This is a genomic window from Methyloversatilis sp. S146-33, from assembly GCF_059552495.1.
The window spans coordinates 102,717-114,599 of the sequence record NZ_JCANOT010000021.1; the positions used below are offsets into that span (position 1 = coordinate 102,717).

Genomic DNA, 11,883 nt, shown 5'->3' on the forward strand with positions numbered 1-11,883 from the left:
CGCGGTGGCCATCTTCTCGTACAAAGCGATGAACGCGCAGGGCCGCATGGTGTTCGGCCGCATGGACGCCGCCAATCTGGTCGATCTGGAAATGCGCCTGAAGCGCATGCAGCTCGACTTCGTGAACGGCCAGCCGATGAAGCACGCGCAGCCGCTGTTCGGCCACAGCCTGCCGCGCATCGAACTGATCAACTTCAGCTTCCACCTCGAACAGCTGGTGCGCTCGGGCGTGCCGCTGATCGAAGCACTGACCGACCTGCGCGACTCGACCGAACACCCGCGAATGCGCGAAATCGTCGCCTCGCTGGTCGAGAGCATCGAGGGCGGGCGTTCGCTGTCGCAGGCCATGGCGGAGCATCCGGGTGCCTTCAGCAAGGTGTTCTGTGCGCTGGTGCGCGCCGGCGAACTGACCGGCAACCTGCCGGAAGTGCTGCGCGAACAGGTCGAGGCTTTCAAGTGGGAAGACGAGCTGGTGTCGCAGACCCGCCGTCTGCTTACCTACCCGGCCATCGTCGGCACCTTCCTGCTGTTCGTGATCGGCGTGCTGATGCTGGTGGTGGTGCCCGATCTGGCGCGCTTCTTCCGCAACACCGGGCTCGAGTTGCCACTGCAGACGCGCATCCTGATGGGTACGTCGGAATTCCTGCAGGCCTGGTGGCCGGCGCTCATCCTGCTCGTCGTGCTGGCGGTCGTCGGCAGTGCGGCCCTGCTGCGACTCAACCCGGCGCTGCGCCAGCGGGTGGACTGGATCAAGCTCAATCTGCCGGTGGTCGGCCCCATCCTGCACAAGGTGGTGCTGTCGCGCTTCGCCAGCATGTTCGCCATGATGTACGGCGCCGGCATCCCGATCATCGACGCCGTGCGTACCTCGGAGGACGTGGTCGGCAACGAGGCGGTGCGCGACTCGCTGCGGCGTGCCGGCATGCTGATCGGCCAGGGCCAGAACGTCACCGCCGCCTTCCAGAGCGTGGGCCTGTTTCCGCCGCTGGTGGTGCGCATGCTGCGCGTCGGTGAGAGCACCGGCGCACTCGACCGCGCGCTGCGCGAAGTGTCCTACTTCTACACGCGCGACGTGCGCGAGTCGATCGCCCGCGCGCAGGCGGCGATGGAACCGACGCTGACGCTGGTGCTCGGCCTGCTGCTGATGGGCGTCGCCTTCTCCGTGCTGGGGCCGGTCTACGACATGCTGACCCGGCTGAAGATCTGATGCCTCGCCGCCACGTGCTCTATCTCGACGCCACGCAACTGGTCGCCTGGGGATGGCGGGCCGGCGAGGTGACGCTGCGCGGGCGCTTCGCCAACGACGCCGAAGGCCATGCGCAGTTCGCCGAGTTCCTGCGCCAGCGCCGCGACAGTCTTTTCCTGCTGCTGTGCGATCTGGTGGACGAAGCTTTCGTCGCCGAGAGCGTGCCCTTCGTCCGCGGCGGCGACCGCGTGTCGCTGCTGCGTCGCAAGCTGGCGCAGCATTTTTTCGGCACCCCCTTCACCTGCGCGCATTCGCTCGGCCGGCTGCGCAGCGGTCGCCGCGACGAGCAGATGCTGTTCTGCGCGCTCACCCGCCCCGCTCACCTGGAGCCCTGGCTGGCGGCGCTGCGCGGTGCGGAAGCGGCACTGAGCGGCATCCACAGCGTGCCGCTGGTCAGTGAACCGATACTCGAACGGCTGCGCCTGACCGAAGGCCAGACCCTGCTGCTGGGCATCAGCGCGGCCGGCGTGCGGCAGAGTTTCTTCGAGGGTGGCCGGCTGCGCTTCTCGCGCCTCACGCCGCTGAGCGCGCTGTCCAGCAACGACCTGCCGCGCGCCTGCGCCGAAGAGGCGCGACGGCTGCATCCATATCTGCTCGGCCAGCGCCTGATCGCCCGCAACACACCGCTGACCGTGCGTGTGCTGGTACCGCCGGCAAACATGGACGACTTCGCGCTCGCCTGCCGGTCGAACGACACGCTGCAGTTCGAACTGATAGACAGCGAACAGGCGGCTGCCCGCCTGGGCCTGCGTCCGCCGCCGCAGGACATGAACAGCGAGACGCTGTTCGTGCAGGCGCTGATGCGCAGCCCCCCCGCGGAACAGTTCGCGCCGTCGGCCGAACGTCGCTTCCACCGCCTCTGGCTTACCCGCTTCGCGCTGCGCGCCGCCGGCAGCGTGGCGCTGGCGGCCTGTCTGCTGTTCTCGGCACACAGCGCACTCGACAGCTTCGAGATGCGACAGGACACGCTGCGCCTGAACGACGACGCGCAGCGCGCGCAGCGTGCGCGCGCCGAGATCATCCGCCGACTGCCGCCAACGCCGGTACCGCTGGACACCCTGCGCGTCGTGCATGAGCGCAGCCTGCAGATCGAACAGCGCAGCGCGATGCCGGACGGCCTGATGCGTGAGCTGGGGGCGGTACTCGAACAGCTGCCGCAGGTGACGGTGGACAAGCTCGAATGGCGACTCGCCCCCGACCCGGCGAACGGGAACACCGCTGCGCTGCCGCCGATGCGCGCCGAACTGATCGTGCACGCTCATCTGCCGGAGGAATTCGGTGTGCAGCAGCGGCGCGCACTGGAGGTGGTCGACACGCTGGCCGGCCAGTTACGCATGCGCCCCGGACTGGACGTCCAGGTGCTGCGCCAGCCCTTCGATCTCGAATCCGGCCAGGTATTGCGCGGTGGCACCCGCACCGAACGGACCGACGCCGGCAATGCGCCACCGTTCTCGCTGCGCATCAGCAGGGGGCTGGCACCATGATGCGGCTCAACGATCTGCGCAAGGCGGGCGCCAGCGCACTGCTGGCGCTGGCGATGGCCTTGGCCGGCGCGGCAGCAGTATGGGCCAGCACCCGGCTCGCCGGCGACGTGCGGCAGGCACACGAGCGCGCCCTTGCCGCGCGTACCGAGGCGCAGCGCGCGCTCGCCGGCGCGCGCGCCGAAGAAGCGGAAATCGCCGCCAAGATCGACCGCTTCCGCCATCTGGTCGAGCGTGGTGCGGTCGGTACGGAGCGGCGACTGGCCTGGGTGGAACTGATACGCGACGCGCGCGCACGACACCACCTCGGTGCCGTCGACTACGAGTTCTCGCCGCAGCGTCCGCTCGATCCCCTGATCGCGCCGCCGGATGCCGATCAGCTTGAAGCCGCCGGCAGCACGCTGCGCATCCGCATGCCGCTGCTGCACGAAGGTCAGCTGATCGCCCTGCTCGACGACCTCGCATTCAACGCGTCGGCCGTCGTTCGCGTACGCGAATGCAGCGTCACGCGCGCCGCCGTCGCCAGTGACGCGGAACAGCTGGTGGCCGATTGCCTGCTCGACTGGATCACCTTCCGGCCACGCCAGGGAGCCGGCTCGTGAAGCGGCACGCACTTGCTCTGCTGCTCGTCGCGCTCTGCGGCGCCGCTGCGGCGCAGCCGCTGGGCAGGCTGTTCTTCAGCGACGAGGAACGGGCCCGGCTGGACGCCCGTCGCGATCAGCCGGTCGACAACACCGCACCGCGTCAGGTCGGCACGGTGCGCCACGACGGCGTCGTCACCCGTTCGTCCGGCCCGCCGACCTGGTTCGTCAATGGCGTTCCGGCCGATGGCGAAACGCTGTCGGCGCTGCCGGCCCGTACCGTCGGCGCCACCCTGCAACTGAAGGGTGCCGATGGCCGCCCGCTGCGTCTGCGTCCGGGCGAGCAGGCGACGGTGGACGAGGCCGGCGCAGCCGCACCCTCCGGTGCCGCCATCGACATCCGCCCGGGGCGCACGCGATGAGGCGTCGTCAGCGCGGCAGCGCATTGCTGATCGCAGTCGGTCTGCTCGGCCTGCTGGCGATGGCCACGCTGGCGCGCGCACTGTCGGCGCCGCCTGGCGCCGAAGCGGCGCTGGCCACCGAGCGCGCGCTGGCGCGGGCGCGCGAGGCGCTGATCGCCTACGGCGCGCTCGGCAATGCAGCCGGCAGCCACGACAATTCGCCAGGCGCCCTGCCCTGCCCCGATCTCGACAACGACGGCGTATCGGACCTCAACTGCAGCGCGCACATCGGCCGCCTGCCCTGGCGCACGCTGGGCCTGGGCCCGCTGCTCGACGGCGCCGGGGAATGTCTCTGGTACGCCCGCAGTCCGCGCTACAGCAACAACATCCAGACCAGCGAGCGCGGCACGTCGGCCGACAAACCGGCACTGAATCCGGCCACACCGGGCGAGATCATCGAAGTGAACGCAGAAGGCACCACCGGTCGCCAGTTGGCGGCGGTCATCTTTGCGCCTGGGCTGCCGCTGCCTGGCCAGCAGCGCGGCGCGGTCAGCGGTCTGTCCGGCTGCCGCAGCGGCGAGCTCGCGCAGTTCCTGGAGGATGTCGAGGTCGGCGGCACGCCTCACCCGCACAGCAGCGGGCTGAATGCGGTGACGCTGCTCGCCGGCGACGGCTTCAACGACAGCGTGCTCGGCATGGACACGCCGCGCCTTTTTGCGACCGCTGGCGCGCGCGTACTCGGCGACATCCAGCTCTCAGGCGGCACGCCTCCCCATGCCTGGTGGACGCAGAACCTGTGGTGTACCCAGGTGTGCGTCACCGCCACCAGTGGACGCATCGCGCTGGCCGACGGCGGCAGCGTGTCGCGCGCGCTCGGCGTCTTCCCGGCGTGCGCCAGCCCGTGCGGCGGAACATGAAAACAGAACGCGGATTCACGCTGGTCGAGATCGCGGTGGCGCTGACCATCATCGCGCTGCTCAGCGTCGGCGCGATCGGTACGCTGCAGATGGCCATGCTGCGCGCGCGCATCGCCGAAACGCAGGACGCGCTGCGCGAGGCGCGCGAGGCGGTCACCGCCTACGCCGTCGCCAATCGCTCGCTGCCCTGCCCCGCCGTGTCGGCCACCGACGGCACCGAACAGAGCCGCGCGGGCGGCAATTGCGCCAGTCGGCGCGGCCTGCTGCCGTGGACAACACTGGGCGTACGCGGACTCGACGGCTGGGGCAACCGGCTCGGCTACGTCGTATCGTCCGGAATGGTGAAAAGCCCGGCCGGGCGCATCGCGCTCAGCGACGTCGGCAGCATAAAGATCATCGCGCGCGATGCCGCCGGCACGCCGTCCGACATCGTCACCCAGACCGCGGTCGCCTACGCGCTGTGGTCGCATGGCGAGAACGGCCGCGGCGCGACGACTGCTGTCGGCACACTGATCGCCGACGATTCGACGAGCAACATTGACGAGGACGCGAACAGCTCCCAACCCGCAAATGACGCCGACCAGACGCTGTATGCGCGGGAGGGCAGCAGCAGCGCGGAGGCGGTCGGCGGCGAGTTCGACGATCTGGTGCTGTGGGAATCGCGCTTCGTGCTGTTCGGCCGCATGATCAGTTCCGGGCAACTGCCATGACCCGCCTCGCCACAACGACAGATCTTCACGAGCCCGTGCGATGAGTACCGGCTTCTTCACGCGCCTGCGTCGTGGCGGCATCCTGCCGACGGACAGCGCCGACGAGCGTCTGAACAAGTCGCTGCTGGTGCTGGCGACCGGCCTGGTCTGCGTCGCCTCGACGCTGTGGCTGGCGGTCTACTGGAGTCTCGGGCCGCGGCTGTCGGCCACACTGCCCTTCGCCTATCAGCTGCTGCTAGCGGGCAACCTCGCCCTCTTCCTGTATGGCGGCAATTTCCGGCTGTTCCGCAACACGCAGCTCGGACTTTTCCTGTTCGCGCCTTTCGTTGCGCAATGGGCGATCGGCAACTTCATCACCGCCAGCGGCATTCTGCTGTGGGGGCTGCTGGCACCGATCGGTGCCATCCTGTGCATCGGCGCGCGCGAGGCGCTGGCCTGGTTCTTCGCCTACGCCTTCCTGGTCGCGCTGACCGGCTTCTTCGACTACTACCTCGCCGACGCCGCGACTTACCGCAACGCGCTGGTGCCAGTGGAAACCAGCGTCGTGTTCTTCGCGCTGAACTTCCTTGCTGTCTCCAGCATCGTGTTCATGCTGCTGCGCTTCGCCATCGAACAGAAACAGATCATCGCGCGCCGGCTGGCCGAAGCGCACACGCTGCTGGAACAGGAACAGGAACGCTCGGAGCGACTGCTGCTGAACGTCCTGCCGGGTCCGGTCGCGCAGCGGCTGAAGCAGAACGAGAAGAACATCGCTGACGGCTTCGCCGACGTCAGCGTCATGTTCGCCGACATCGTGAACTTCACCCAGGTCGCCGCCGGCATGACGCCATCGCAGGTTTTCTCGATGCTGAACCGCGTGTTCTCCCGCTTCGACGAACAGGCCGAGGCGCGCGGCCTTGAGAAGATCAAGACCATAGGGGACGCCTATATGGTGGCCGGTGGTCTGAACTCCGGAAACGCCGACTACACCGCCGCCATCGCCGATCTTGCACTGGAGATGCGCGACTGGCTGCGTAACCAGACCACCGGCACCGGCGTACTGCTCGATCTGCGCATAGGCATAGGCACCGGCCCGGTCGTCGCCGGCGTGGTCGGCAAGAAGAAATTCATCTACGACCTGTGGGGCGACACGGTGAATCTGGCCAGCCGCATCACCACCGAAGGTGTACCCGGCATGGTGCAGGTCGATACCGCGACCTATCTCAGGCTGCGCAGCCGCTACGACTTCCACGAACCGCAGACGCTCTACCTGAAAGGCAAGGGCGACACCGTGGTGTATCGGCTGATCGGGCGCAAGGAGGACAGCGCCGGGTTGAGGACGGACAGCGTAGACATCCTGCTCGACGCAGGGTGAGCAAGGATTCTGTGGGAGCCAGCTTGCTCGCGATAGCGGCCTGAATCGAAGCCGGCGGTCCGCAATCGCCGCATCGCGACCAGAAGGTCGCTCCCACAAAAACACTCCTGACTGCGACCGGAGCCGAAATTTCGTGGGAGCGAGCTTGCTCGCGATTGCGGTCTTAACCAAAGCCGACAATCTGCCAAGACTACATCGCGACCAGAGGTTGCTCCACAGGGACCGTCACGGTCCGGCGGGCTGATCAGCAGCGCAGCAATGAGACGCCGGCCTCGGCATAGGCGTCGAACACGCCATCGGCCGTCGCAAGATACAGACTCTCGCTGCGTGCCTGGGCCAGAAGAAGCCGGTCGAACGGATCGTGATGATGCAGCGGCAGTTCGGACAGGTGGCCGAAATGGTCCAGCGCGAGCGGCAACTCCAGCGCTGCCAGCTCCAGATAGGCGGTGCGCGCAAAACTGGCGATGTCGGTACCGAGATCGAGCTTGCCGAGGCGGCATTTGATTGTCATTTCCCAGATCGACGCCGGACTGATGTATAGCGTCGAAGAAGGGTCGGCAATCTTCTCTCTTGCTGCGCCTGCAATCCGGTCGGGCGCATGAGACAGCCATATCAGTACATGGGTGTCGAGCAGGATACGCATCAGCGATAGTCGGCGAACACGTCCAGCGGCGCGTCGAAATCCGCGGCAACCCGGACCTTGCCTGCTGCCCAGCCAAGGCGTCGTACACGCAGCACCGGCTCTACCGGCACCAGCCTGACCACCGGCTTGTTCGCCCTGGCGATGATCACCTCTTCCCCGCGCAGCGCCGCCGCCACCAGTTCAGACAGCGCAGTTTTTGCTTCCAGCATGTTGACCTGACGCATCATCACACCCCTACCTTGACCAATAACTTAGTCAAGGTAACTCCTGCGCAACGAAAGGTCAACGAAAAACGGGCGCCCGAAGGCGCCCGTTTGAGCACGACTTTCTGATCGGAAACCGATTAGAAGGTGTGAGCGAGACCGACGTTGAAGCCGGAATCGCCGTAGCCGGTGCCGTTGGCGCCGCCCGAACCCGTGCCATTGCCGCCAGCAGCGTTCTTCGAGATGCCGCAACGGGCCAGATCGTCGTTGTTGATCTTGGCGTAGGTTGCGTACGCGGTGGTGCGCTTCGAGAAGGCGTACTCGCCACCGATGCCCCACTTCGAGCAGTCGCTGTCAGCAGCGCGATCGTCGTTGGCCTTGACGTACGAAGCCTTCAGGGTGATGTTCGAGGTGACCGGAGCCGACAGACCGATCAGCCAGCCGTCGCCGTTCGAGACAGCCTTCGAGGCGGTATCGTCACCTTCGGTGCTTTCGTAGTAAGCCGACAGCTTGGCCACGCCGAAGTCGTAGCTGGCGCCAGCAACCCAGAGGTCGAATTCGAAATCGCTACCGCCCACACCGGTCTTCTTGATCTGGAGGTTTTCGTAGTCGAGCAGCAGGCTGATCGGGCCATTGTCATACATTGCAGCCACTGCATACAGCGGGGTGTCGCCGTACTCAACGCTCTGAGTCGCAATCGCGCCCGAACCCGCTTCAGACAGCAGCGACGTCGTGTACGCAGCCAGGAACTTCAGGCCGGGGGCCAGTTCCGGGGTGATGTAAACGATGGCGTTGTCGGCACGGTCAGCCTGACCCAGACCCGAGGTCACGCCGAACAGCGAACCGGCGTTGGCAACGGTCTGGTTCTTGAACGGGTCGTACTTGCCGACGAAGGAGTAACGGGCGCCATCAACGCGGCCGCCGAGGGCGGTACCGAAGGCACCGGTCAGACCAATCCAGCTGTGGCGGTTGGTGGTCGAGCCGAACGAGGTGCCGCTGTCGCCCGAGAAACCGAATTCGAATTCGTAGATGGCCTTCAGGCCGTTGCCCAGGTCTTCCGAACCCTTGAAGCCGAAGCGGTTCGTGCCGAGGATACCGTCTTCGAAGTCGTTCAGACGACCAACGCGGCCGCCTTGAGCGAGGCCACCGCTGTCACCACCGCGGGACATGAAACCGTAATCGACACGACCGTAGATGGTCACGTTGGAAGCTTCGGCCATGACGGCGGCCGGGGCGAGCGCTGCGGCGATGGCAGCGGCAAGCAGTTTCTTGGACATTACGCAAATCTCCTCTTGCGATGATAGTGGGTGCCCGGATCGTATTCGGCCTCGCGGCCGCTGCACTGCCGGGCTACACACCTTCGGAGCTTCAGAAGGTGTGGCGGACTGTACCGAAGCAGCAAAGTCGGCCGCAAGCCATGCGTCGAATTACGTATGCCCCTGGATCAAGTCTTGTGGTTTTTGCGCAACAGGGTCAATTTGCGCCAATGTGGCTGAGCATGTGTTGCGCACCGCGTCGGTCGGCAGGCCCCGCGGCATTGAAGCCATGCTGTCGATCGCCTTCTGCGGAGCACGGACGCAAAAAAGCCCGGGCCGATCAGCACCCGGGCTTCTTGTGTCCGCCAGACGGACCCCTGCGCGAATTCAGACGCCGCAGCTGCCGCTGCCGCCGGAACGGCCGATCAGGTCGAAGAATTCGCGGCGGGTGCGCGCGTCGTCACGGAACAGCCCCAGCATGCGGCTGGTAACCATGGCCACGCCCGGCTTGTGCACGCCACGCGTGGTCATGCACTCATGCGCCGCCTCGATCACGACCGCCACGCCGCGCGGCTGCAGCACCTCGTACAACGTGTCGGCCACCTGCACGGTCATCTTCTCCTGGATCTGCAGGCGCTTGGCGAACACCTCGACCAGGCGCGCCAGCTTGGAAATGCCGACCACGCGGCGATCCGGCAGATAGGCGACGTGCGCGGTGCCGATGATGGGCACCATGTGGTGTTCGCAGTGGCTTTCAAAGCGGATGCCGGTCAGCGCGATCACCTCGTCGTAGCCTTCTACTTCCTCGAAGGTGCGGGACAGGATTTCGCGCGGATCTTCGGCGTAGCCGGCGAAGAATTCCTCGTAGGACTTGACCACGCGCTTGGGCGTGTCGATCAGGCCTTCGCGCGTCGGATCGTCGCCGGTCCAGCGGATCAGGGTGCGGACGGCCGCTTCGGCTTCTTCGCGGGTCGGACGACCGGTGTCAGTGCTCTTCATGTTCTTCCTGTACTTATATATGGTGGATCGGCGGCTGGCTCGTGCCCGCCTTCGGCGACCCGGACCGGTCATGGTGGCGGTGCAAGTCCGGGTTTTCAAGAGGTTTGAGCACTCTGTGACCCTTGATATGGCGTTTTTGCTCCCCAGATTGAACAGCGGTAGGGTCTGTTGACCTTGAATCGCGAACCGCTTTTGCAGCGCGCGAGTCCCGATACGCCCGGCTCCGCTTTGGGCCTCCTGGCCTGACGGCCAGTCAGCCGGAGTCGGCCCGCCTTGATCCGGACGCATCGGGATTTGCGCGCGGCTGGCGATTCAATTTCAACAGACCCTCGGCCGCGGCTTGACGATTGTTTCCGGATGCAAGCCGCCGGAACAGCCCGCCAGCGGGCCCGCTCCATCGTTCGCCCACAAGTTGCGCCGACTCGTTCCGGACAGATTGTCAGGCGCGCAAACATACGTCAGGAGAGGACATCGATGAAGATCAAGCTGTCTCGTACCGCACTCGCCGCGCTGACCGCGACCGCCTTCGGGCTGGGCGCCACGGCGACGACGGTCGACTGGATGCGCCACGCCGAAGCGGCACCGCAGTCGAAGCCGGTGCAGATTGCACAGGCGGCGCCGATCACCGCGCCGACGACGGCGCCCCTGGTTGCCGGTCTGCCGGATTTCAGCACGCTGGTCGAACAGACCTCGCCGTCCGTGGTGAACATCAGCGTGATCGGCAAGCCTTCGCGCGTTGCTGTCAATCCGAATGACCCGATGTTCGAGTTCTTCCGCCGCTTCGGCATCCCGGTGCCGCAGAACCCGCAGCGCGGCGGCGAGGGCCCTGCACCGCGCGGCATCGGCTCTGGTTTCGTCATCAGCCCGGACGGCTACATCCTGACCAATGCGCACGTGGTGGCCGATGCCGCCGAGGTGACGGTCAAGTTCACCGACAAGCGCGAGTACAAGGCCAAGGTGATCGGCAGCGACAAGCGCACCGACGTCGCGCTGATCAAGATCGAGGCGAAGAACCTGCCGGCGGTGAAACTGGGTAATGCCGACACCACCCGCGTCGGCGAGTGGGTGGCGGCCATCGGCGCACCCTTCGGCTTCGAGAACACGGTGACGGCCGGCATCGTCAGCGCCAAGTCGCGCGCGCTGCCGGACGAATCGCTGGTGCCCTTCATCCAGACCGACGTGGCGATCAACCCGGGCAATTCCGGCGGTCCGCTGTTCAACCTGAACGGCGAGGTGATCGGCATCAATTCGCAGATCTACTCGCGCACCGGCGGCTTCATGGGTCTGTCCTTCGCCATTCCGATCGACGTGGCGATGCGGGTGGCCGATCAGATCAAGCAGTACGGACGCGCCAAACACGCCCGTCTCGGCGTCAGCATCCAGCCGATCACGCGCGAACTGGCCGACAGCTTCGGCCTCGACCGCGCGCGCGGCGCACTGGTCGCCAATGTCGAACAGGGCGGTCCGGCCGACAAGGCTGGCCTGCAAGCCGGCGACGTGATCCTGTCGGTCGATGGCCGCGCCGTGTCCGATTCCTTCGATCTGCCGAAAGTGATCGGCAATCTGGCGCCGGGGAAGACGGTGAAAATGAAGGTGTGGCGCCAGGGCGCAGAGCGCGACCTGAGCGCGACGCTGGGCGAACAGAGCGACAGCGAGGTCGCGGCGCTCGACGAAGGTGGCCGCGACAGCGGACCGGTCCGCGACCGGCTCGGCCTCGCCGTGCGTCCGCTGACCGGTGCGGAATCGCAGCAACTGGGCGTCACTCGCGGCCTGGTCGTGGCCGACGCGGGCGGTGCAGCCGCACAGGCCGGCATCCAGCCGGGCGACGCCATCCTTGCAGTAAATGGTCAGCCGGTCGGCAGCGCGGAAGAACTGGCAAAGCTGGTGGAAAAGGCCAAGGGTCGCATCGCCCTGCTGATCCAGCGCGGCGACAACCGGCTGTTCGTGCCTATCCGGGTGGGCTGATTCGCCAACTCTGACATCGCGGCCGAACCGGGGCCGGAGCGGGGGTTCTGTGGGAGGGGTCTTCTGATCCCGACAGCGACCTGTGCCGAAGACGGCGGACCGCGACGGCCGCGTCGCGGCCAAGGCC

The 11,883-nt window shown here is 66.6% G+C and carries 12 protein-coding genes; 8 read left to right on the forward strand and 4 right to left on the reverse strand.

Annotated elements, in window-relative coordinates; genetic code table 11:
* Window positions 1-4: 4 nt before the first annotated feature.
* Genes AC51BJ_RS06750 through AC51BJ_RS06780 form a run of 7 tightly spaced genes read left to right on the forward strand, consistent with a single transcriptional unit; the run spans window position 5 to window position 6,690 of the window.
* Window positions 5-1,207 (forward strand): type II secretion system F family protein, encoded by a 1,203-nt coding sequence (locus tag AC51BJ_RS06750; RefSeq protein WP_430432968.1) that lies wholly within the window; start codon window positions 5-7, stop codon window positions 1,205-1,207.
* Window positions 1,207-2,730, forward strand: coding sequence for a hypothetical protein (locus AC51BJ_RS06755; RefSeq protein WP_496279720.1), 1,524 nt, complete (start codon window positions 1,207-1,209; stop codon window positions 2,728-2,730). Before AC51BJ_RS06750 ends, AC51BJ_RS06755 begins: the two co-directional genes overlap by 1 nt.
* Window positions 2,727-3,329: a hypothetical protein gene (locus AC51BJ_RS06760; protein ID WP_496279721.1), complete on the forward strand. Its 603-nt coding sequence runs from the start codon at window positions 2,727-2,729 to the stop codon at window positions 3,327-3,329. The genes AC51BJ_RS06755 and AC51BJ_RS06760 overlap by 4 nt, the downstream gene beginning before the upstream one ends.
* Complete coding sequence (locus AC51BJ_RS06765; RefSeq protein WP_430432965.1) at window positions 3,326-3,730, forward strand: hypothetical protein; 405 nt, start codon at window positions 3,326-3,328, stop codon at window positions 3,728-3,730. Before AC51BJ_RS06760 ends, AC51BJ_RS06765 begins: the two co-directional genes overlap by 4 nt.
* Window positions 3,727-4,626 (forward strand): hypothetical protein, encoded by a 900-nt coding sequence (locus AC51BJ_RS06770; protein ID WP_430432964.1) that lies wholly within the window; start codon window positions 3,727-3,729, stop codon window positions 4,624-4,626. The genes AC51BJ_RS06765 and AC51BJ_RS06770 overlap by 4 nt, the downstream gene beginning before the upstream one ends.
* Window positions 4,623-5,336: a type II secretion system protein gene (locus tag AC51BJ_RS06775; protein WP_496279722.1), complete on the forward strand. Its 714-nt coding sequence runs from the start codon at window positions 4,623-4,625 to the stop codon at window positions 5,334-5,336. The genes AC51BJ_RS06770 and AC51BJ_RS06775 overlap by 4 nt, the downstream gene beginning before the upstream one ends.
* A gap of 40 nt (window positions 5,337-5,376) precedes the next feature.
* Window positions 5,377-6,690: an adenylate/guanylate cyclase domain-containing protein gene (locus AC51BJ_RS06780; RefSeq protein WP_425762796.1), complete on the forward strand. Its 1,314-nt coding sequence runs from the start codon at window positions 5,377-5,379 to the stop codon at window positions 6,688-6,690.
* Window positions 6,691-6,934: 244 nt separating this feature from the next.
* Here AC51BJ_RS06780 and AC51BJ_RS06785 read toward each other — a convergent pair whose 3' ends face one another.
* The 4 genes from AC51BJ_RS06785 to folE form a co-directional block, all read right to left on the reverse strand.
* The gene (locus tag AC51BJ_RS06785) at window positions 6,935-7,333 is read right to left on the reverse strand and encodes a type II toxin-antitoxin system VapC family toxin (protein WP_496279723.1); all 399 of its coding nucleotides are present in this window, start codon (window positions 7,331-7,333) and stop codon (window positions 6,935-6,937) included.
* On the reverse strand, window positions 7,333-7,560 hold the full coding sequence (locus AC51BJ_RS06790) for a type II toxin-antitoxin system Phd/YefM family antitoxin (RefSeq protein WP_496279724.1): 228 nt from the start codon (window positions 7,558-7,560) through the stop codon (window positions 7,333-7,335). Before AC51BJ_RS06790 ends, AC51BJ_RS06785 begins: the two co-directional genes overlap by 1 nt.
* A 116-nt stretch (window positions 7,561-7,676) precedes the next feature.
* Entirely contained in the window at window positions 7,677-8,813 is a 1,137-nt protein-coding gene (locus AC51BJ_RS06795) for a porin (RefSeq protein ID WP_496279725.1), read from the reverse strand.
* 366 nt (window positions 8,814-9,179) lie between these two features.
* Window positions 9,180-9,791 (reverse strand): GTP cyclohydrolase I FolE, encoded by a 612-nt coding sequence (gene folE, locus AC51BJ_RS06800; protein WP_019919488.1) that lies wholly within the window; start codon window positions 9,789-9,791, stop codon window positions 9,180-9,182.
* 474 nt (window positions 9,792-10,265) lie between these two features.
* Here folE and AC51BJ_RS06805 point away from each other — a divergent pair, with 474 nt between their 5' ends.
* Window positions 10,266-11,756 (forward strand): DegQ family serine endoprotease, encoded by a 1,491-nt coding sequence (locus AC51BJ_RS06805; RefSeq protein WP_430432960.1) that lies wholly within the window; start codon window positions 10,266-10,268, stop codon window positions 11,754-11,756.
* Window positions 11,757-11,883 lie beyond the last annotated feature (127 nt).